This is a genomic window from Clostridium thailandense, assembly GCF_019207025.1.
Taxonomy (GTDB): Bacteria; Bacillota; Clostridia; order Clostridiales; family Clostridiaceae; genus Clostridium_AM; species Clostridium_AM thailandense.
The window spans coordinates 15,102-38,386 of record NZ_JAEEGC010000014.1 but is presented as its reverse complement, the minus strand read 5'-3'; the positions used below and the strand labels follow the sequence as shown (position 1 = coordinate 38,386).

The window sequence follows — 23,285 nt, the reverse complement described above, 5'->3', positions numbered from 1 at the left end:
AATCTTAAAATAAAAACACCTTTAAGTTTAATCTTCTTAAAGGTGTTTTCTTAATATTCAACTAGTTAAGTTAGTGTTGAATTTAACATTAACTTAACATTACTTTTATTTAGCAGGGTATTTTAATAATAAACCTACTTCCTCTTCCCACTTCACTTTCTACGCTAATAGTTCCATTAAATAGCATTACTATATGTTTTACTATAGCCAATCCTAAACCAGTTCCTCCTTGAGCCCTTGACCTGGCCTTATCCACCCTATAAAATCTTTCAAATAATCTCTCTATATGCTCTTTAGGAATACCAACACCAGTATCCTCAATAGATATAATACAATTATTATTTAAATAGTTTGTTTGAACCTTTATACTTCCTTTACAATCTGTGTACTTTATGGCATTATCCACTAAGTTTATGATCATCTGTTTAAATCTATCACAGTCACCTAACAAATCAGGAACTTCTTTTAATTCTATAGTCAAATTAACCTCTTTCTTTTTAGCTAAATTTTTCATTAAATAACACACATCATTAACAATGCTATTGACTTTAATTTCTTCGACCTTTTCGTTTGTTTCATTTTCTATGTTAGATAAAATCAATATATCATTAATCAATCTTGTTAACCTGTCTGCTTCATCGTTAATTATACCTAAGAATTTCTCTTTATTTGCTGGGTCATCCACATATCTTAATGTTTCAGCAAAACCTTTTATCGATGTAAGTGGCGTCTTGAGCTCATGAGAAACATTGGCAACAAACTGTGAGCGCATATTTTCAAATTTTTTGATATCTGTAATATCATTGACTACTGCAACTGTACCTATCTTATCTTTATTATTTATAATATCCGCCGTTCTAATTCTTAGTTCTCTTTCCTTTGGCCATAATATCTTTAGTTCTTTATAGTCATCATTATTATCTTCAAATATATTTTCCAACTCAAAATCTCTTATATTATCCATAAGATTTTCGCCTATGATATTTCTATTTATGCCAAATATCCTTTTAGCATAAGGGTTAATAATAATAACCTTATGATTTCTGTCTACTGCAATAACTCCACTATCCATACTTCTTAATATAGCCTCTAACTTATTTTGTTTATCTAGAGAGTCGTTTATTGTTTCCTGAAGTTTATCTGCCATATTATCAAATGTTTTTGCTAAGTTGCCTATTTCATCATCAGAATATATTTTTACTCTTCTATATAATTCTCCTTCAGCTATCCTTGAAGTTGTAAATTCTAGATTCTTTATAGGTTTTGCAATAGACTGCGATAACTTAGATGCAAATAAAACTGAAAATGCTACCGAAAGAGTTAAAACTGCCATATAATACTTAAAATATTTACCTTCTATTCCCCTAACTGCCTGTATAGTCATGGAGCTTCTTACTACATAACCATCGCTAAATGTAGTAGCAAAATAGATTGTGTCCTGACCAAGTGTAAAGCTATGTCTTATACTATACCCCTCTCCATACTTTCTGGCATTTTGTACCTCTTCTCTACCATTATGATTATCCATAGTTACTGGATCTGCAATAGAATCGCTTAATACTTTGCCGCTTCTATCTATAAAAGTTTCTCTTATTTCCTCATTCTTAAAATTTGCTTTAAAGAAGGATTCTTTATTTTTTATATTTTCATTTTTTAAAACATTTATTATTATATCATTATTGGTCTTTAAAATTTGCTTTATATTTTCCTTATATTGATAGTTTTCAATAAATATAAATAATGTAGCTAAAATAAACATTCCAAACATCAAGGTAGTTAACATGGATAACATTAACTTTTTTTTCATTTTCATCATCAATTAATCTCCATAATTAAATCTATAACCAATTCCACGAATAGTTTCAATATATTTAGGATTTTTATCGTCTTCCTCTATTTTTTGTCTTAAATGTCTTATATGCACATCTACAGTTCTAGTCTCACCAATATACTCATATCCCCATATTTTATCCAATAAAAAGTCCCTAGTCATAACTCTTCCTTTATTTTTTACTAATATTTCAAGAAGCTCAAATTCTTTTAAAGTTAAATCTACTCTTTCTTCATCTTTTATAACTTCATGCTTTTCAAAGTCTATATTAATTTTACCAAAGTTGTATGAGTTATCTAAAGGTTTTATGTTAGTCCTTCTTAATATTGCCTTTACCCTAGCTAACAATTCCCGCACAGAAAATGGTTTAGTGATGTAATCATCTGCACCTAATTCCAAACCTAATACCTTATCAAACTCTTCCCCCTTAGCTGTTATCATAATTATAGGAGTAGAAGATATACTATTATCTCTCCTTATTTCTTTACAAACGTCATAACCATCCATGCCAGGAAGCATTAAATCTAAAAGGACCAAGTGGGGAGTTTCTTCTTTAGTCATTTTTAATGCATCTATACCATTGTCGGCACAAATAGTTCTATATCCACTATTCTCTAAATTAAACTTAATCAATTCTCGTATGTGTTCTTCATCATCAACTATCAATACTTTTTCTTCTGCCATAATTCAACCTCCAAAAGTTCATAACTTATATTACTTAAGTTAATATATTTATTATTTCAGTCTTATAAATGAAAACATTCTTCCGCCCCTTTTATCCTTTCTATATGAATGCATAGGATATTTCCCGTTACAAAATGTACAAACATCAAGATCATGAATGTTTGCCTCATTAACATTTTTCAATGTCAGTTGATGCTTTATACAATTTATCAAGCTCAAATTTCTTCCATTAAACAAATTTAAATTTTTATATATTTCCGAATTTTTAAACTTTAGAATAACTTCTTCTCCTACCTCATAACAACATTGTCTATTGTGCGGACCTACAAAGGCTAATAAGTTTTCTCCTCTAGTTCCAAAATTTTTTTCCATTTTCTCAATAGCTTTTAGTAGTATACAAACTAAAGTACCCTTCCACCCACTGTGAACAGCCGCTATAACATTGTTTTTTTGATCATATAATAAAATCGGAACACAATCGGCGGTAAAAACCCCTATAGCTGTATTTCTTAAATTTGTAATTAAAGCATCTGCTTCACAAATACTCTTATCATAAATTATAACAGCATCACCATGTACCTGATTTACAAATCCTACCTCTTCTACATTAAACCATCTTTTTATGTTATCTAAATTTTTACGTCCTTCTTCTGTGTCTTTATTAAAATCCAAATCATTTTCAGCTGTAGAAAATATAATTTCAACTTTATCTAATGACTCTTCTATAAATTTATAATCTTCAATTAAAATCTCTTCCATTTAATCCTCCTAATAACTTTAAGAATCTTAATTATATTTTAACATTCTTTATTAATATTAACATGAAAACTTGTTGCTTTTTAACCTTATTAACCTACTCTTAACAATTGTTAATTTGCAAAAGTATACTTCTATATAGGGTTCGAAGTTTAAACATGAACCTATACATTATTGTAAATGATGAACTGTCTAAGCAATTTGAAAGTATAGATTAATTTTTCAGTTTGGAACCCTATAATATAAAAATGATATGCAATTAATTACATATCATTTACCTTGAATCAAATTTTTTATTTCTGACATAAAAGTATTTATATCTTTAAATTGCCTATATACCGAAGCAAATCTAACATAAGCTACTTCGTCTAAGCTTTTTAAGGCTTCCATAATCATTTCTCCAATATACTCTGAGCTCACTTCTGTAAGCATTTTATTGTTGATTTTTTTTTCTATTTCATCTGCTATGCTTTCAATTTGCTGCCTTGATACCGGTCTTTTTTGACAAGCCTTTATTAATCCACTGACTATTTTTGCTCTATCAAAATATTCTCTATTCATATTCTTCTTTATTACTAATATAGGAATATTTTCAACTTTTTCATAGGTTGTATATCTTTTATTACACTTTAAGCATTCTCTTCGTCTTCTTATAGAAATATCATCTTCAGCAGATCTAGAGTCAACGACTTTACTTTCTCCATAGCCACAGTAAGGGCATTTCACTTTTCTTCACGTCCTTTTGGTTTATTATAGTTATATTATAGTTATATAATGTCTATGTAATATATACATATAATTATTATACACTTTTTTCTATAAATTTCTACTACGATTTTTTATTCTTTTAATATATACTCATCTCCATCAACTAAAACAACATCTACCCCTATCTTTTTTACATTTTTCCAAGGTATTTCAATATCGTCGCTTTTTCCAAACCATGATGGTCTACGAGATGGTAAAATAATTGATAGAACTCTACTTTCTTCACAGTCTATTTTCAAATCTTTTATAAAACCTAACTTTGCACCAGTATTTATATCTATAATTTCCATAGCTCTTAGGTTATCTAAGGAATGTAAAGACTTATCTTCCTGCATATTATTATCCTCCATTATCTCTTTTTATTAAATATATGTATACCTAGTAGTATTCATTACAAAAAAATAAAACTGAGAATACAGTTTAAACTGTGCTCTCAGCTACAACATGATTATAAATAATCTAAATAATTCCTTACCTTAAACATACTTTCTCATATGTCTTAATGCAGTTTTCTCAAGTCTTGATACTTGTGCTTGTGATATTCCTATTTCGTCAGCAACCTCCATTTGTGTTCTGCCATCAAAAAATCTTAAGTTAAGTATAAGCTTCTCTCTGTCATTTAACTTTTTCATTGCTTCCTTAATAGCTATATTCTCTAGCCAACTATCATCTAAATTTTTAGTGTCACTTATTTGATCCATTACATAAATAGCATCTCCACCATCATGGTATATAGGTTCAAAAAGTGATACTGGATCTTGTATAGCATCTAGTGCAAAAACCACCTCTTCTCTTGGTACCTTTAATTCCTTTGCTATTTGTGATATTGTAGGCTCTTTATTATTTTCACCTATTAGTTTATCTCTTACTTGTAGTGCTCTGTAAGCAATATCTCTTAAAGATCTACTTACTCTTATTGAGTTATTATCTCTTAAATATCTCCTTATTTCACCAATAATCATCGGAACCGCATAGGTAGAAAATTTAACATTTTGATTTAAATCAAAGTTATCAATTGCCTTAATTAAACCAATACAACCTACTTGAAATAAATCATCAACATTTTCTCCTCTGTTGTTAAATCTCTGGATAACACTTAGTACTAATCTTAAATTGCCTTTAATGAATTTTTCTCTTGAATCGTCATCTCCGTCCTTCATTTTAAATAATAGTCTTCTCATTTCATTTTCTTTCAAAACTGGAAGTTTTGCTGTATTTACACCACAAATTTCAACTTTATTAATTATCATAAAGTTATCAGCCCCTTTAGAATATTCGCATTTTAATTATTTACTAAGAAGCCAATTTTTATACTAAAGACAACCTTACAACATTTTATTTATTTCTTTCTTTAATCTTTTTATTATTCTTTTCTCTAATCTAGAAATATACGATTGTGAGATTCCAAGTATATCTGCAACTTCCTTTTGAGTTTTTTCACCCTGACCATTTAATCCAAATCTTAAATTTACTATTTCTTTTTCCCTTTCACTTAGCTTTTTCATGGCTACCATTAAAAGCTGCTTATCCACTTCATCTTCTATTAAATTGTATACTACATCATTTTCCGTTCCCAAAATATCTGATAACAGCAACTCATTTCCATCCCAATCTATATTTAGCGGTTCGTAAAATGATATTTCCGCTTTAACCTTGCTATTCCTTCTTAAATACATAAGTATTTCATTTTCAATACACCTCGATGCATATGTAGCTAATTTTATTTTTTTATCAGGATCAAAAGTATTGACAGCCTTTATAAGTCCTATTGTTCCCACTGATACAAGGTCCTCAACATTAACTCCCGTATTCTCAAATTTTCTTGCTATATATACTACAAGTCTCAAATTTCTTTCTATGAGTGTAGATCTTACACTCTCATCTCCATTCACTAATCTTGCAACTAAGTCATCCTCTTCTTTTTTACTAAGAGGTGGAGGAAGAACATCACTACCTCCTATATAATAAACACTCTTTATAAAAAATTTAAATTTTGTAAGTATTCTATTTAGTAATACTTTTAACTTTATCATAACTATCCTCCAAAACAATTATTTTATTCTACATAATAACTCCTCTTGATAAAAGTGCCTGATACTCATTAATTTCACTCAACTTATTTTCACAAAAAGCAATTATAACTTCCTTGTCCACTGTTTCTTTTCCCTCCTTAATTTTTACACATTGCGGTTTAAAACCTTGGAGGTTTCCTCCTTGTCCATCTACTACCTTATAGGGAATGTAAAACTTATCATAACTATTTAAATCAACATCATAAAATACAGATTTTTCAACTATAATGACAGGCAAATTAGTAGCTGGCTCTCTCAATTCATTTCCAGTATCTAAGAACGCCTTAACATTTTTATTTGAGTCATCTAATATAATCTCTACACTATAAATTAAATTCTTTATAATTTTTCTTTCTTTAATATAAACTATTATCCTTTCAATTAGCATATATATTATCATTAAAGAAATCATAAGTTTTTTATAAGAAAAATTTATAATAACTGAATATCCTATATCAGATCCTTGATTAAATTGAATGAAAATGCATATACCTGCTAGAACCATAGAATATAAAATGAAAATGCAAAGCACTTTAACATTAAATAAAATATTCATTTTTCTAAAAGTAATAAATACTATTATCAATGCAGCAATAATTTTAAATGGTGTTATAGAAAAAACAGCTAAAGTCGGGTAAATTAGCGTCAAAACATATATACTTCCCAATATTGCAGCCAATAACATATACCTAAATTTTACCCTTATTCTTATTGTACGTGCTGTTAGATGTAGTAGGAATAAATTAACTATTAAGTTTTCAAAAAGTAAAACATCTAAATATACAATCAAGTACTGAGCTCACCTCCACCGTCCTTTTACAATTATTTACTCTTATTATATAACTATTTTTTTCAAAATTTTGTCAGTTTTTAATAAGAATTTTTTTTTTTATTTCCCATAATGCGTCAATATTATTATAAACTATAAAAATAAAACCGTTTATAACTAATCAGTTATAAACGGTTTTACTTTCAAAGTCTATTTTTTTTGTCTTCTTAAAAATGCTGGTATCTCTAAATTATTTTCATCATAACCTTTATATTCTAAAGTTGCTGCAGCCTCATCTTTATTATTTACATGTGTATTTGGCTGTGATTGAGGCACATTTGCATTGGCAGTTGGTTCATTTTTTTGCTGAATTCTTTCAGTTTCAAAACCTGTAGCAATTACAGTAATTCTTATCTCATCTTTGATGTTTTCATCTATTACTGCTCCAAATATTATGTTTGCATCTGGATCAGCAGCTTCTTGAACTATTTCAGCTGCTTCGTTTATTTCTAAAAGCCCTAAATCCGGTCCTCCAGTTATATTTAAAAGTACTCCAGTTGCTCCCACTATAGAAGTTTCCAACAACGGGCTGGATATAGCTTGCTTAGCCGCTTCTTGTGCCCTATTATCTCCTTTACCACTTCCCACGCCCATATGTGCAAGGCCTTTATCTATCATAATAGTTCTAACATCAGCAAAGTCAAGATTTACAAGACCCGGTATTGTTATCAAATCTGATATACCTTGAACACCTTGTCTTAAAACATCATCAGCATATTTAAATGATTCCATTAAAGTTGTTTTCTTATCAACTATACTTAATAACCTTTCATTCGGGATAGTTACCAAGGTGTCTACTCTATCTTTTAGATTTTTAATACCCATTTCTGCATGGAGCATTCTTTTTCTTCCTTCAAAAGGAAAAGGTTTAGTTACTACACCAACCGTTAATATTCCCATGGATTTGGCTATTTCTGCAATTACAGGAGCTGCACCAGTACCTGTTCCGCCTCCCATTCCAGCAGTAATAAACACCATGTCGGCGCCTTTTATTGCCTGAGAAATTTCATCTTTACTCTCATCTGCTGCTTTTTGGCCAATTTCAGGGTTGGCCCCTGCACCTAGCCCTTTAGTAAGTTTGTCTCCAATTTGTATTTTTTGTGATGCCTGAGAAAGCATTAAAGCCTGCTTATCTGTGTTTACGGATATAAATTCTACATTTTTTAAACCTTCTTTTATCATTCTGTTAACAGCATTATTTCCGCCACCACCGCAGCCTATTACTTTAATGTTAGCAAATTGCTGAACATCAACATCAAAATCTAGCACAATACTACCTCCCTATTTAGAAAAAATCTGTAAAAAACTCTTTTATTTTTGATATAATTCCACTATTATTTCCCGATTCTTTTTGATCTTGCTTTAGAGTCCATTCTCTATCATTGTTCTCATTTTCTTTTCTTGTATCAATCATTACCGACTTATCTTTTATAGAATCTATAGCATCTTTAACCACACCAACTGCTGCTGTATATAAAGGGCTAGCTGCTCCAATATATTCAGGCGCACCTATTCTAACAGGTTTTTTTAAGATACTTTTACTTAATTCTTCAATACCCTTAATTAAAGCTAGTCCACCTCCAACCAAAACTATACCTGAGACTTTTTCATAAAAGCTACTGCACTTCATTTTTTGATCTATAAGATATAACAACTCCTCCACTCTAGCTTCTATTATTTGCTTAAGCATAAAATAATCTACATTTACTTTATCATTATAGTCAACATTAACTTCTATAGGTGAATCACAACCAGATAGTTCCTCTCCAACGCTTCCATACTTTATTTTCAACTTTTCAGCCTCTGAAAAAGGAAGTTTTAAACATAAGGAAATATCGTTGGTTATTGCATTTCCACCTAATGATATCGTATCAATGCTTGCTAAATTACCACCTTCATAGATATAAATATCAATAGATTGTTCACCTACATCTACAACTGCAACACCTCTTTGAGTTTCTTCCTCCTTTAGTGCAACTTCAGCTATAGCTAAAGGTTGAAATACCATACCTAAAAGTTTAACTCCAGCCTTGCTTATGCTTTTTAAAAGATTGTTAACTACAGTACTTGGGGCTAATATAATTTGGGCATCTACTTCTAATCTTAAACCACTCATACCTATTGGTTCTTTAATCTTATCATAACCATCTATTATATACTGCTGGGGTATTACACCTACAATTTCTTTATCGGATGGAATTGTAATTATTTTAGATGCTTTCAAAACTCTTTTCACATCGTTCTCTCTTATTTCTCTATCTTCTGAGCCAACAGCTACAACACCTTTATTCCAGATCAGTTCACACATTCCTCCTGGAATACATACGTAAGCTTCTTTAATTTTAGTATCAACCATTCTCTCCAATGAATCAATACACTTCTTTATAGCTTCAGAAGTACTATCTATATCAACGACAATTCCTTTTTTTACTCCGCTACAGTTTGCCGATGTTATTCCCATTATCTGTATTCTGCCGTATCTATCTGCTTTCCCAGCAGCAGCACATATTTTTGATGATCCAATGTCTATTCCAATTATATATTCATTCATTAAGCCTCTTTCCCCCCTTGCTAGAGAACCATCAAAGTATATATTCAACAGAAAATCTATTTTTCCTCTTATATTTTATCATATTTTAATAAAATCTCAAATATAGTTAAATAATATGCATCATTGTCTTCAAGTAATTGTAAAAGGAAGGATTGTAAATCCTTCCTTTTAATATTAATTTGCTTTTTCTAAATCATTGATTTGTATACTTCTAGTATGTAAAGTGTGATTCCATTCTTTCTTGTTTCTATCTATAATTCCCTGAATAGAAATAGGAAACCATGTAATAGCATAAATGGGGTATATGAGGTAATAGCAAAAAATTTTGAAGTTAAGTTTTTTCTCTAATACTAATATCATTGGTGTATATATAAACTGAAATATTGAATATAATATTACAATAATTTTGATCATATCAATATCACTAAAAAGAATTCCTGAATTTATTAAATTAAGCATTTTCATAAAATAATTATAACTGCCAATCATAGCAGATATACCAAGCAAAATTGCTACTATAGGCTGTATACTGTATAATGCGCAATCTAGTGCAGTAAAGCTAGCTGTAGTTATTGATTTTTTAAGCAGTTTAAAGAAATATCTACTTGCTACATCTGCGAAGCCCTGCATCCATCTCTTTCTCTGTCTCCAAGATTGAATAAGAGATAGTGGTTTTTCATCATATATTATGGCATTATGCGCCCAACCAACCTTATATCCATTAAGTACTATTTTACAACTGAATTCTAAGTCCTCAGTTAAACATGTAGCACCCCATCCTAATTTTTTAAGTATTTCCGTATCAATACAGAACCCTGTACCGCCTAACTGGCTAGATAATCCCATATTACTTCTAGCTAGCTGAAATATTCTATTGCTAGTCCAAAATGATATAGAATAACTCCCAGTAATCCATGTATCTTCTGGATTTTTACTATCCAAATACCCTTGAACAACTTTATATCCTTCACAAAGTTTTTTATTCATTTCCTTTAAAAAATCTCTGTGAACTAAATTGTCTGCATCGAATATTGCAACAGAATCATACTTTTTATCCATTTTGAATATTTTATCAAACATCCACTCCAATGCGTAACCTTTACCTTTTTTATCTTTATTTGTTCTTTCATATACGATAGCTCCTTTTTCTCGAGCTTTTTGTGCTGTTTTATCTTTACAGTTATCTGCAATTACAAAGATATCATATAAATTTTTGGGATAATCAATTCTTTTCAGACTTTCAACGATGTCTCCAATAACAACTTCCTCATTATGTGCAGCCACTATTAATGCAAAACTCTTTTTAGGATTAATCTCTTTATTGTCATCTTTTCTATATATGCCAAATAATGATACAAATAAATAATATATGGTTATAACATAAACTACATATGTCAGGATACGAGAGGTATCTTGGATTATTTCCTTAAATATACTCACTTATCAATCCCCCCTAATTCAAAGTTATTTTAGCATAAATATATATTAATTACTATAGAATTTATAATAAATTTATTAAAATTATTTTATTTATTAAATATAATTTTTTAAGTTCCATTTTTAATTAAATTTTTTATATATCGATTGGAAAAGTGATTAACTTTGCGATAAATACAGGAAAACATATTATAAATAAAGTTAATCATTATTATTACATTTTTTTTCAATTTTAATTTACTTTTGGACTATAGAGCTTATTTGTGAATAATCTATATATGTGTTACTATATAATTAATTTAAATATAAATTATTGTTGATAGTACAGTAATAGAAAAGGGGGTAGAGCCTTATGAGGCGCTACGAACTGATCTTTTATATTGATTTGCGAAGGCTTCATAAAAAAGATGAATCTTTCGGATAGATCCTCTAAATATGAAAGTTAACCATATAAACATTAAGGAGGATTTATCATGAATGCTACTATTGAAAAAATTCAAAATATTACTATATCAAATAATGAAGAAGAAACTCCAAAAAAAGTTGAAAAAAACAATCCAAAAGAGGATCAATATTGCCTAAAAATGCTTGACTATTTTGTTTTTTAAATTTTAATAAGAATAGGACTTTAATAATCCTATTCTTATTTTTTCCTATATCTTTTATAATTATTCAAAATAATATTTTTTATATTAAAGTGCTATAATTCTACTTAACATGTCTCTATCTGCAGCATAGCTTAATGCAGATTCATACGATATTAATCCTTTTTTATAAAGTTCTGCCAAAGACATGTCCATTGTTTTCATTCCGTACTTTGCTCCCGTTTGTATAGATGACTGAATTTGATGTGTTTTTCCTTCTCTTATCATATTCTGTATTGCAGGGTTTGAAACCATTATTTCAATTGCTGCCACTCTTCCTGCACCGTCTACCTTAGGTAAAAGCTGTTGAGATATTATTCCCTGAATGACTGCTGCAAGCTGAACTTTAATCTGTTGTTGCTGATATGGTGGAAACACATCAATTATTCTATCAATAGTTTTTGCTGCACCTATGGTATGTAATGTTGATAACACTAAGTGACCTGTTTCAGCTGCTGTTATAGCAATAGATATAGTTTCTAAATCTCTCATCTCACCTACGAGTATGACATCTGGATCTTCCCTCAAAACAGATCTAAGTGCATTAGCATAACTTAAGGAATCTTTTCCTATTTCTCTTTGATTTATTATAGATTTATTATGCTTGTGCAAATATTCAATTGGGTCCTCAAGGGTTATTATGTGCGCCGGTCTACTTGAATTTATTTCATTTATCATTGCAGCCAAAGTAGTACTTTTACCTGAACCTGTTGGACCCGTTACCAATACAAGTCCTCTTTGATTAGATGTCATATCTTTTATTACAGAAGGAAATTGAAGTTCATTTAATGTCGGGATTTTTAATGTAACTACTCTTATTGCAATTGCACAACTTCCTCTTTGTTTAAAGACATTAACCCTAAATCTTCCTACTCCTGGCAGCGAAAAAGATGTATCTAACTCTCCTGTTTTAACATATTGATCATAATATTCACCTAATATTTCTTTAGAATAGACTTCAGTATCTGTAGGTTGTAACTTTTCATTTCCAACCTGCTTAAGTTCACCATTCACTCTTATAACTGGCGGTATCCCCACAGTTAAATGCAAATCTGAAGCATTTTTTTTAATTGTTGTTTCTAATAATTCTTTTAGTGTTATCACCTTTAGTTCCCCTTTCACAGTATCAGTTATATATAAATTGTGTAAAATCAAAATATTTGTACTTATTTCAATTTTTAATTAGTAATTTCTTTAATTAAATATAAATTTAATTATGCCTATAATTATTTTATTCTACAATTTTTATCAAATTCCTTTTATTTATCTACAAAACTTTACTGAATTATATTTCTTTATAAAGAATTCTGTTAATCGTGATAAATTTCCTAAAAAACCACAATTTCAAAAAACCGGAAATTAGCAATAAAAGATTATATAATCCCTTAATGCTAATTCCTAGTTTTTCAAACTACCTTTTTCCATAATTAAACTCTTTGTATAGCTTTTTAAGCGCCCTTTTTTCTATTCTAGATACATAAGATCTAGATATTCCAAGAATTTTAGCTATTTCCCTCTGTGTTTTTGACTGACCTTCTAATAATCCATATCTCATTTCAACAACTTTTCTTTCTCTTTCTGACAGGCATGAATTTATTTTAGAATACAACTTTTTAACCTGCATTTTATTCTCTACAATTTCAATTATAGAATCTTCCTCACTGCTCAATACATCCATTAAGGATATCTCGTTTCCTTCCTTATCAATGCCAATTGGATCTTGTAAATAGACCTCACTTTTAGTTTTTTTATTATTTCTAATAAGCATAAGTATTTCGTTTTCAATACACTTTGCTGCATAAGTGGCAAGTCTAGTACCTTTGGAAGCATCAAAGGAATCTATCGCCTTTATTAGACCAACTGTCCCAATAGATATTAAATCGTCTACTTCTTTTCCTGGATATGAATACTTTTTTACAATGTGTGCAACTAATCTTAGGTTTCTTTCTACTAAGATACTTTTAGCTAAAGAATCTCCCTCCTTAAGTTTTCTTAGGTAATACTCCTCTTCCTTGTCACTTAAAGGTTGGGGAAATGAACTTGTATTGGTTACATAGGCAGTTAAAAAAAACATACTGCCCATAATATCTAATAAGCAATTTGCTAAAGACACGGGATGCTCCTCCTAATAGTGCTTATTAATATATTATGAGGCTAAATTGAAAAAAGTGCATGAACTATACAAATTTATTTTTTTATAAATGGTTGTATTTCCTTTACGATGTCTTTAAAAATTGGTGCAGCAGTACTTCCACCACTTTCTTTATCTTTATCTATATCTTCAACAAAAACTACCATAGAATAATATTTATCTTTCACTTTAAAAAATCCTATGAACCAACCATCAGAATGATTTTCAGGACTATTACTACCTTTTGCAACATCAACTCTCGTTGTGCTTCCTGTTTTCCCACCTATTTCTATATTTTCTAGCTGTGCAGCTTGCCCAGTTCCTTTTTCAACTACTTTTATCATTTGATTCTTCATAATGTTAGCAGTAGATTTTTCAATAACAGACTTCTGTTGTGTAGATTCAGTTTCAATCTCTTTGTTGTTATCATCTGTATAGGCATCTACAATGTACGGTTTTACATAAACGCCATTATTTACTACCGTATTAGCTATACTTATAGCTTCTATGGGGGTTATTCTAAGGTTTTGGCCTATAGAAGCAAGACCTACACTTCCATCACTAACTTTAGGTTCTTTAACTTCAACAGCTCCTTGCTCTTCACTATCAATTCCTAATACTTTTTCAAATAATCCTTGTAGTTTAGCATTATCGTAGAAATTGTTAAAGCCTACTTTTGCACCTATTTGTGCAAAAATATCATTACATGAAACTATAAGTGCCTCTTCAGGCGTTAACGTACCATGCTTACCGTGATTTTCTAATTCTATTAAGCCTCTACAAGTAAAGTTATCTGTTGTACTTATGGTCTTCCTATCTAGGCCTGCTTCTTCTACAATAATTTTAAATATTGAACCTGGAAAAAAGCCATGATTCGTAGCTACTCCTAAATTCACATTAGGCTTGCTATCATCTTTTTGAACTAAAGCCTTTATTTTTCCAGTGTCTGCCTCCATTAAAACAACACCAATTTGCTTGAAATTTTTATTCTTATCATTGTTTAGAACCTCTTTTATTTTATCTTCTATATTTTTATCAAATGTTAGTCTTACATTTACATTATCCTTTGGTAACTCAGTTTTTTCTTCAACAATCGATCCGTTTACATCTCTATTAAATACTATTTGCGGTTTTTTATTTTCTTTTGTCTTATTATAAATCTGCATTTCTAAAGAATTTTGAGATTTCAGTTCGTTGTTATTACTTTTTTTGGTATTAACTAAAAGATTCTCTATTTTCCAGGTTTCATTCTTTTCTAATGAAGAATAACTATAAGTATAAAACCCTTTAACTTCTTTTATATCTTTTAGTTTATTATAAGTACTTTCATCTATTTCGTAATAAACTTTTTTACTACTATTTAAAACTCCTGCCTTCGACAAATCATACTCATTATTATAATTTCTTAATACATACATTAATGTTAACATTTTATCTTGATCTGTATCTAAATTATTTTTAGAAAATATATCTGGCGATATAACAGCAAAATATTTTTTATTATAATTCAATAATTGTTTTCCATTACAATCAAACAGCTGATAATTCGCATCAGTTATATCTTCCTTATAAGAATATTGTGAACTAGCCATTACACTCAGTTTACCAGCATTAAAGTACTGGAATTTAAATATTCTAAAGTATAATATACCTAGCAAAATTATAAAAGCACTAAAAATTGTATATGCTCTTCTTTTTATTATAGATCTGCTTACTTTTATTATCATAATAAGAACACCTCATCTCAGACAAAATTTTGTCCAAAATGAGGTATTTTATTCACTTAATATTCTTGTTCTTGTAATATATGTTTTATATTTGCTGCCATAATATCTATTGCTACCTTATTGTGACCACCTTCAGGTATAATTATATCAGCATATCTTTTAGTTGGTTCAATAAATTGCATATGCATTGGCCTTACAACATTTAAATACTGATTAATAACAGAATCTACTGTTCTTCCTCTTTCATTTATATCCCTTACAAGTCTTCTTATTATTCTAACATCTGCATCAGTGTCTACATATATTTTAATATCTAAAAGATCTCTTAATTCTTTTTCCTGAAGAATAAGTATTCCTTCAACTATTATTATGTCTCTAGTCTCTACCTTTATGGTTTCTTTTTTTCTGTTATGAATTTCAAAATTGTATATAGGTTTATCAATAGTTTCCCCCTCTAATAAGGCTTTTAAATGTTTTACTAACAATAGTGTATCAAATGCATCAGGATGATCATAATTTGTCTTTGTTCTCTCTTCAATAGAAAGATGACTTTGATCCTTATAATAAGAATCCTGCTCAATCATAGCTATACATTCTTCATTAAATTTTTTATATATTTCTTTAGCTATTGTACTTTTACCCGAACCAGTTCCTCCAGTTATTCCTATAAGAATTGGACGTTTCATCAGTTATCCCCCTCTTAATTATTTTATAGATAACGACTGCCGACACTTAACTTGTTTTATTTTTGTTTTATGAGAATATCATCTTTTTCAAGTTCTGTGTCTATCTTGATTGTAAATATCATCTGTGCCGAAGGCGCTGATGGTATTTTTTCACCTTCACTATTTCTCATATCATCTAAAGTTATCTTAAAGTTATCTCCTACTGGTCTTAGAATCTCTACTACATCGCCTTCAAGCACTTTGTTTCTCTGCTCTATTACAGCTGTTTTTGTGTCTTTATTATAGTCTTTTACTATACCAATAATATCATAATCTCTAATATATGAGGATGTTTCATATATCTGCTTATTAGTATCTCCAAAATAAAATCCTGTAAAGTATACTCTATGGCTTGCCTTTTCAAGATTTTCTAGCCACTCTTTCTTGAATACATATCCTTCGGGGTTTTCAAAATATGCGTCTATTGCCTGCCTATAAGACTTTACTATACTTGCTACATAATACGAACTTTTCATTCTTCCTTCTATTTTAAAAGAGTCTATACCTGATTGAACTAATTCAGGTATATATTCAATCATACACAAATCTTTAGAATTTAATATATACGTACCTCGTTCATCTTCCATAATAGGGAAATACTCTCCAGGCCTCTTTTCCTCTACAAGATGGTACTTATATCTGCAAGGTTGAGCACATTGTCCTCTATTAGCATCTCTACCTGTCATATAATTCGATATTACACATCTTCCTGAATAGGACATACACATAGATCCATGAACAAAGGCCTCTATTTCACAAGAATCAGGTATATTCCTTTTTATTTCTTTTATCTCTTCTAAAGATAATTCTCTCGCAAGAACTACTCTTTTAATACCTTGTTTATGCCAAAATATTGCGGATCTCCAATTTACATTATTTGCCTGTGTACTTAAATGTAATTCTAGCTTTGGAACCACTTCTCTTGCAGTCATTATTATACCAGGATCAGATACTATTATAGCATCTACGTTTATATTATATAGATGCTTTAAATACTCTTCCAGCCCAATTATATCATCATTATGTGGAAATACATTTAGTGTAACAAAGACTTTTTTACCTCTAGCATGGGCATATTCTACTCCCTCTTTTAATTCTTCATCTGTAAAGTTATCTGCAAAAGCTCTTAGATTAAGCTTACTTCCTCCAAGATATACAGCATCAGCGCCGAAGTTTATAGCTGTCTTCAATTTTTCAAGATTTCCAGCTGGCGCTAATAATTCTGGTTTTTTCATAGTTCTAATCCCTCCTCAAAGTAACTGCAATACCATCTCCCATAGGTATAACGGAAGTTACAAACTTTTCATTATCTGATACTATTTCTAAATATTCTCTCATTCTTTTAACTATAGTTATTTTTCTTCTTTCTACCAATTCATCAGAAGCAATCATTCCTCTAAACAGAACATTATCTGCAATTATTACTCCATCACAACTTAAAAGTCTCAGACAATGTGGCAAAAAATGATTATAGTGCCCTTTCCCAGCATCCATAAATATCAAATCATACTTGTTTTCTAACTTTTCTAAAACCTCTAGGCAATCTCCCTGTATAATTTCTATTTTATCTTTAAGCCCACATTTTTCAATATTATTTTTTGCAAGCTCTATCATTTTTGAATCTCTTTCAATTGTCGTTATAGAGGCTTTTCCTTCTGAACTTATATTCATAAGTATTGCTGAATAACCAATTGCCGTACCTAATTCGAGAATCCTTAAAGGTCTTTTCATCTTTATCATTAACTCTAAAAATCTAGCAACTTCCTTATGTATTATAGGAACAAAATTGTTATGCGCATAGTCTTCCAATTCATTTAGTATTCCATTGTGATCTTTTATAAGTCCTCTTATATATTGTTCCATGTAATCATATGCAATTCCACTCATTTCTTCCTCCAAAACACAAAATAGTTAAAAGCCGAAAAATTTACAAACTAATTCACCTATGGCAAAATTATTACTAAACAAAACATAAAAATTTCTCCATAGGTGAATATATTTTTATTATAACATCATGGTCTTAACTTACTTTCTTTTCATAGCCTTTCTTCTCAAGTCAGGATTTAAAACTCTTTTTCTCATTCTTATATTCTTCGGAGTTATTTCTACTAACTCATCTGATGCTATAAACTCAAGACTTTGCTCTAAAGACATTTGAGTTACAGGTACTAATTTTATTGCTTCGTCTGCCCCTGAAGATCTTGTATTTGTTAGCTGTTTCTTCTTACATATATTAACATCTATATCTTCTGCTCTTGAAGATTCTCCAGCTATCATTCCCTGATAAACATCTATACCTGCTGGTATAAACAATACTCCTCTTTCCTGTGCATTAAATAATCCATAAGCAATTGACGTTCCAGTTTCAAATACTACAATTGATCCCCTAGTTCTTTCTGGAATTTCCCCTCTATACTCTTCATATCCATTTAAAACATGATTCATTATACCATTACCTTTAGTATCAGTCATAAATTCATTTCTGAATCCTATAAGACCTCTTGCTGGAACTTTAAACTCTAGTCTTGTATAACCATTAACAGCTGATGTCATATTTACCATCTCTGCTTTTCTAGGTCCTAACTTTTCCATAACTGGTCCCATAAACTCTTCTGGCACATCTATTGTAAGATATTCTATCGGTTCTAGCTTCTTTCCATCTTCTTCTTTAAATATGACCGATGGTTTGGATACTTGGAACTCATATCCTTCTCTTCTCATAGTTTCGATTAAAACTGAAAGATGTAATTCACCTCTTCCACTTACTTTAAAGCAATCTGCAGAATCTGTTTCCTCAACTCTTAAAGATACGTTTGTTTCTAATTCCTTTAAAAGTCTATCTCTAAGATGTCTTGAAGTAACATATTCTCCATCCTGTCCAGCAAAAGGAGAATCATTAACCATAAAATTCATACTTAATGTAGGTTCATCTATATCTACAAAAGGAAGTGCTTCCGGAGTATTGATATCAGATAACGTTTCACCTATATTTATATCAGAAATTCCTGATACTGCAACTATATCTCCAAGCTTAGCTTCATTTGTTTCTTCCTTTTTCAAACCATTATATACGTAAAGATTTGCTACTTTAACATTATCTATCTTTCCATCTTTTCTTATTAATGCTACTTGCTGATTCTTTTTAACGCTTCCTCTTTCAATTTTACCAATACCTATTTTACCTACATACTCATTGTAGTCTATTGTAGTAACTAACATTTGAAGTGGCATATCAAGTTGTCCTTCTGGTGCTGGTACATTCTTAATGATAGCTTCAAATAATGGAGCCATGTCTGTTGAATCATCTTCTAACTCTTTTTTTGCAAATCCAGCTCTAGCAGAACAATATACTACAGGAAAGTCTAATTGAGTGTCGTTTGCTCCAAGTTCTACAAATAGGTCAAAAACTTCATCTAAAACATCTGCTGCTCTTTCATCTGGTCTATCTATTTTATTTATAACAACCATTGGATTCAAGTTTAACTCTAAAGCCTTCTTTAAAACAAATTTAGTTTGAGGCATAGGTCCTTCATAAGCATCTACAACTAGTATAACGCTATCTACCATCTTAAGAACACGTTCAACTTCTCCACCAAAGTCAGCATGCCCTGGAGTATCTACTATGTTTATTTTAACTCCATCATGCATTACTGCAGTGTTTTTAGAAAGTATAGTTATACCTCTTTCCTTTTCAAGGTCATTTGAATCCATAACTCTTTCATCAACTTTTTCATTTTCTCTAAACACATGACTCTGCTTTAAAAGAGCATCCACCAGTGTAGTCTTACCATGGTCAACGTGAGCTATTATAGCTACATTCCTTATGTCATTTCTTACAAATAATTCCATTATTATTCCTCCAAAATAAATAGTAAATATAAAATAATTTTTATATCTCTGTTGATTTATAAATAAAACATAAGCAAAACAAATTGTAATTTATACGGTAGTTTCTCGTCGATTATAAACTTTCTAAATAAATAATGTTATTTTATTTATAAATCAACAGTGATTAAATTTTATACCGTTAAACATTCAAAAAAATTGGATACTTTTTTAGTATCCAATTTTGCTTACCTTATCTATTTTATTATTATAGTCCTAAAAAGTCAACTTATGTAGAATTTATTTACTCATTCCAAAAGTGAAATCTATTCCTATACCATCATTTAAGATTTTAAGCACATCATCCCACATGACACTAAATCTTTGTTCTGCCTGTATATATTCACTAACCGCAAGATTCATTGAAATAACAGGTCCCATATTTTTAAGTTTTTCTTGAATTTCCTCAGATATTGATCCTTTTTGCATTTGCTCAGTATATGCTTCAATTTGAAGTCTTCTAAAATCATCAAGCATCTTCTTATTATCTTCATTACCTTCAATTTTTTTACTAGCTTCCCTTAACTTCACAACTTCATCACATTTACCAAGCTCTGCTGCAAATTCATTGGCCTTATCGTAAATATTCACTATATAATCCCCTTTCTAATAACTGAAAATTTAGAATGAGTAAAATTTAGATTCATTCTCAATTCAATATGAATCTAAATTTCCATAATTATAGGTAATATCATTGGTTTTCGTTTTGTTTTTTCATACAAGAACATTCTTAAAACTTCTTTTATATTGGATTTTATGCTAGCCCATTCAGTTATATGTTTTTCTTCACATTCTCTCAAAGCATTTCTTACTAAATCTCTAGCTTCACCCATTAAATCTTCAGACTCCCTTACATATACAAATCCTCTTGAAATAATATCCGGACCAGCAATTACACTTCCACTTTCCTTTTCAATAGTAACTACTACTGTAAGTATTCCATCTTGTGATAGATGCTTTCTGTCTCTTAATACTATGTTGCCGACATCTCCAACTCCAAGTCCATCAACAAAAACCTGACCAGACACTACTGTGCCATTCTTTCTTATAGAATCTCTGCTTACCTCTATAACATCTCCATTGTCAGCAATTATTACGTTATTAGACGGCATTCCTAACTTAATTGCAAGTTCACCATGCTGCTTTAAATGCCTATATTCACCATGAACTGGTATAAAAAACTTAGGTTTTACAAGAGTATGCATAAGCTTTAATTCTTCCTGACAAGCATGCCCTGAAACATGTACATCCGCCAATGATTCATAAATTACTTGAGCACCTTTTTTAAATAATTGATTTATAACTCTTGATATAAGTTTTTCATTTCCCGGTATAGGATTGGCAGATATTACTACCATATCACCTGGAAGAATGTTGATTTTTTTGTGCTCTGAAGCCGCCATCCTTGAAAGTGCTGACATTGGTTCTCCCTGACTTCCTGTTGTTATAATAACAATTTTATTTTCTGGATATTTATTTATATTATCTACATTTATAAACACATCTTTCTCAGCAGTTATGTATCCTAATTCTACCCCTACTTCCATTATGTTTTCCATGCTTCTTCCAGAAACAGCAACTTTTCTATCATATTTTACAGCAGCTCTAATAATTTGCTGTATTCTATGAACATGCGAGGCAAAGGTAGCCACTATAATTCTCCCTTTAGCACAAGAAAAAATCTCTTGGAAAGTATCCCCAACTATGCTTTCAGACATAGTATAGCCCGGCCTCTCAACATTTGTACTGTCTGCAAGCATTACTGATACGCCTTTTTTACCAAGTTCTGCAAACCTAGCTAAATCAGCTACATGCCCATCTATTGGCGTATAATCAATTTTAAAATCTCCTGTATGCAGCACAACGCCCGCAGGAGTATGAATAGCAATAGCTACTGAATCCGCGATACTGTGGCTCGTTCTTATAAATTCCACTGATACATTTTCAAGCTTTACCATATCCTTTGGTTTTATACATCTTAAATCAACAACACTAAGTAGATTATGTTCCTTTAACTTTGTTTGAACAATTCCCAAAGTTAACTTCGTACCGTATACAGGGACGTTCAACTCCTTTAATACATATGGCAACGCACCAATATGATCTTCGTGGCCATGGGTCAGAAATATTCCCTTTACCTTTTCTGTATTTTTTTGAAGATAGCTTATATCCGGTATTACTACATCTATACCAAGCATTTCTTCATCAGGAAATTTGAGTCCACAATCAATTACAACTATGTCATTTTTATATTCTATGGCAGTTAAATTCTTTCCTATTTCATTTAATCCACCTAATGGAATAATTTTTACCTTATCTTTTTCTTTACGCAAAAATCCTCCCCTCCTTCTTCATTTATTATTTTAGATATTTTTGCAAATTTATTTTTTACAGTCATCACATATTCCGTAAAACTTAACACTGTGATTAGTAATCTTGAAGTTATATTTTTCAACTATTTCATGTTCTAAAACTTCTAATAAGTCTCCTTCTACTTCAATTACCTTTCCACAGTTAGTACAAATAAGGTGATGATGCTGATGATTTTCTTCTTCATGTACTAGTTCATATCTATTACACCCATCATTAAGATCTAACTTACATATTACTCCTAGTTCCTCTAACAATTGAACTGTTCTATAAACTGTAGCAAGACCTATTTCTGGACATTCTTTTTTTACAAGATCATATAATTCTTCCGTTGTTAAATGACTGCCTTCATTTCTTATTATTATATCTACTATAGCTCGCCTCTGTGGTGTAAGTTTATATCCTTTTTCCTTTAAATTATTTTTTAATTTTTCTATTTCTTCAGACGAAAGCTTTGCCATTTTAATAACCCCGTTTCAATTATTTATTCTTAGTATTAGTTTCAAATTTCAGTTTAATACTAAAATTTCTTATTGTCAATTGAAAATCAATTAATACTAAAATAAAACTCCTCTTACTAACGTTAGAGGAGTAAATAGGCACTAATTAAGTTCATCCTCACTAAACAGTGTTTCATATGCCTCCGAAACAATTTCAAATTCATCGTCATCTTCCACAGTAACTAATATATCATTGTCATCTTCGTCTTTGTCAATTCTAAGTACAATTGCTTCATCTGTATCTTCTTCATCTCTATCTTTTGGTACAACTACTAAATATTCTTTATCTTCTATATCCATCTTAGTTATTACTTCAAATTCTACTTCATTACCATCTTCATCGTTTAAAACTATACTTGTTACATCATTTTCCAT

Annotated in this window: 23 protein-coding genes; 1 reads left to right on the top strand and 22 read right to left on the bottom strand. The window is 30.2% G+C overall.

The window, feature by feature from the left end:
* Positions 1-109 precede the first annotated feature (109 nt).
* The 11 genes from pnpS to I6U48_RS03125 form a co-directional block, all read right to left on the bottom strand.
* Complete coding sequence (gene pnpS / locus I6U48_RS03175; protein WP_218319014.1) at positions 110-1,807, bottom strand: two-component system histidine kinase PnpS; 1,698 nt, start codon at positions 1,805-1,807, stop codon at positions 110-112.
* Between the two features lie 12 nt (positions 1,808-1,819).
* Positions 1,820-2,515, bottom strand: a complete 696-nt coding sequence (locus tag I6U48_RS03170) for a response regulator transcription factor (RefSeq protein ID WP_218318953.1) — start codon at positions 2,513-2,515, stop codon at positions 1,820-1,822.
* Between the two features lie 51 nt (positions 2,516-2,566).
* Positions 2,567-3,274 carry a peptidoglycan editing factor PgeF gene (gene pgeF, locus I6U48_RS03165; protein WP_218318952.1) on the bottom strand — a complete coding sequence of 236 codons (708 nt, stop codon included), beginning with the start codon at positions 3,272-3,274 and terminating at the stop codon, positions 2,567-2,569.
* A 267-nt stretch (positions 3,275-3,541) separates the two neighbouring features.
* The gene (gene nrdR / locus I6U48_RS03160; RefSeq protein WP_218318951.1) at positions 3,542-3,997 is read right to left on the bottom strand and encodes a transcriptional regulator NrdR; all 456 of its coding nucleotides are present in this window, start codon (positions 3,995-3,997) and stop codon (positions 3,542-3,544) included.
* Positions 3,998-4,110: 113 nt separating this feature from the next.
* A complete protein-coding gene (locus I6U48_RS03155; RefSeq protein WP_218318950.1) occupies positions 4,111-4,374 on the bottom strand; it encodes a YlmC/YmxH family sporulation protein in 264 nt (87 codons plus the stop codon).
* A 141-nt stretch (positions 4,375-4,515) separates the two neighbouring features.
* Complete coding sequence (sigG, locus tag I6U48_RS03150) at positions 4,516-5,289, bottom strand: RNA polymerase sporulation sigma factor SigG (protein WP_218318949.1); 774 nt, start codon at positions 5,287-5,289, stop codon at positions 4,516-4,518.
* Between the two features lie 75 nt (positions 5,290-5,364).
* Positions 5,365-6,072, bottom strand: coding sequence for an RNA polymerase sporulation sigma factor SigE (gene sigE, locus I6U48_RS03145; RefSeq protein WP_218318948.1), 708 nt, complete (start codon positions 6,070-6,072; stop codon positions 5,365-5,367).
* A 28-nt stretch (positions 6,073-6,100) separates the two neighbouring features.
* Positions 6,101-6,901 carry a sigma-E processing peptidase SpoIIGA gene (gene spoIIGA, locus I6U48_RS03140; protein WP_218318947.1) on the bottom strand — a complete coding sequence of 267 codons (801 nt, stop codon included), beginning with the start codon at positions 6,899-6,901 and terminating at the stop codon, positions 6,101-6,103.
* Between the two features lie 189 nt (positions 6,902-7,090).
* Entirely contained in the window at positions 7,091-8,209 is a 1,119-nt protein-coding gene (gene ftsZ, locus I6U48_RS03135; protein WP_218318946.1) for a cell division protein FtsZ, read from the bottom strand.
* Between the two features lie 16 nt (positions 8,210-8,225).
* The gene (gene ftsA, locus I6U48_RS03130) at positions 8,226-9,491 is read right to left on the bottom strand and encodes a cell division protein FtsA (protein WP_218318945.1); all 1,266 of its coding nucleotides are present in this window, start codon (positions 9,489-9,491) and stop codon (positions 8,226-8,228) included.
* A gap of 174 nt (positions 9,492-9,665) precedes the next feature.
* A complete protein-coding gene (locus I6U48_RS03125; protein WP_218318944.1) occupies positions 9,666-10,931 on the bottom strand; it encodes a glycosyltransferase family 2 protein in 1,266 nt (421 codons plus the stop codon).
* 470 nt (positions 10,932-11,401) lie between these two features.
* Between I6U48_RS03125 and I6U48_RS30000 the strand changes: the two genes are divergently transcribed.
* On the top strand, positions 11,402-11,536 hold the full coding sequence (locus tag I6U48_RS30000; RefSeq protein ID WP_281421794.1) for a hypothetical protein: 135 nt from the start codon (positions 11,402-11,404) through the stop codon (positions 11,534-11,536).
* Between the two features lie 84 nt (positions 11,537-11,620).
* Here the strand turns inward: I6U48_RS30000 and I6U48_RS03120 are convergent, their stop codons facing one another.
* From I6U48_RS03120 to I6U48_RS03070, 11 genes are all read right to left on the bottom strand, one after another.
* A complete protein-coding gene (locus I6U48_RS03120) occupies positions 11,621-12,676 on the bottom strand; it encodes a type IV pilus twitching motility protein PilT (protein ID WP_312890873.1) in 1,056 nt (351 codons plus the stop codon).
* 307 nt (positions 12,677-12,983) lie between these two features.
* Entirely contained in the window at positions 12,984-13,685 is a 702-nt protein-coding gene (gene sigK, locus I6U48_RS03115; RefSeq protein WP_218318943.1) for an RNA polymerase sporulation sigma factor SigK, read from the bottom strand.
* A 74-nt stretch (positions 13,686-13,759) separates the two neighbouring features.
* On the bottom strand, positions 13,760-15,430 hold the full coding sequence (locus tag I6U48_RS03110) for a peptidoglycan D,D-transpeptidase FtsI family protein (RefSeq protein ID WP_218318942.1): 1,671 nt from the start codon (positions 15,428-15,430) through the stop codon (positions 13,760-13,762).
* A 56-nt stretch (positions 15,431-15,486) separates the two neighbouring features.
* A complete protein-coding gene (gene udk, locus I6U48_RS03105; RefSeq protein WP_218318941.1) occupies positions 15,487-16,116 on the bottom strand; it encodes a uridine kinase in 630 nt (209 codons plus the stop codon).
* Positions 16,117-16,172: 56 nt separating this feature from the next.
* On the bottom strand, positions 16,173-17,390 hold the full coding sequence (locus tag I6U48_RS03100) for a peptidase U32 family protein (RefSeq protein WP_218318940.1): 1,218 nt from the start codon (positions 17,388-17,390) through the stop codon (positions 16,173-16,175).
* A 4-nt stretch (positions 17,391-17,394) separates the two neighbouring features.
* Positions 17,395-18,042, bottom strand: coding sequence for an O-methyltransferase (locus tag I6U48_RS03095; RefSeq protein WP_218318939.1), 648 nt, complete (start codon positions 18,040-18,042; stop codon positions 17,395-17,397).
* Between the two features lie 138 nt (positions 18,043-18,180).
* The gene (typA, locus tag I6U48_RS03090; RefSeq protein ID WP_218318938.1) at positions 18,181-20,004 is read right to left on the bottom strand and encodes a translational GTPase TypA; all 1,824 of its coding nucleotides are present in this window, start codon (positions 20,002-20,004) and stop codon (positions 18,181-18,183) included.
* A gap of 276 nt (positions 20,005-20,280) precedes the next feature.
* Positions 20,281-20,631, bottom strand: a complete 351-nt coding sequence (locus I6U48_RS03085) for a YlbF/YmcA family competence regulator (RefSeq protein WP_218318937.1) — start codon at positions 20,629-20,631, stop codon at positions 20,281-20,283.
* A 74-nt stretch (positions 20,632-20,705) separates the two neighbouring features.
* On the bottom strand, positions 20,706-22,373 hold the full coding sequence (locus I6U48_RS03080; protein WP_218318936.1) for a ribonuclease J: 1,668 nt from the start codon (positions 22,371-22,373) through the stop codon (positions 20,706-20,708).
* A 48-nt stretch (positions 22,374-22,421) separates the two neighbouring features.
* Positions 22,422-22,871, bottom strand: a complete 450-nt coding sequence (locus I6U48_RS03075; RefSeq protein ID WP_218318935.1) for a Fur family transcriptional regulator — start codon at positions 22,869-22,871, stop codon at positions 22,422-22,424.
* Positions 22,872-23,012: 141 nt separating this feature from the next.
* A complete protein-coding gene (locus I6U48_RS03070) occupies positions 23,013-23,285 on the bottom strand; it encodes a DUF1292 domain-containing protein (RefSeq protein ID WP_218318934.1) in 273 nt (90 codons plus the stop codon).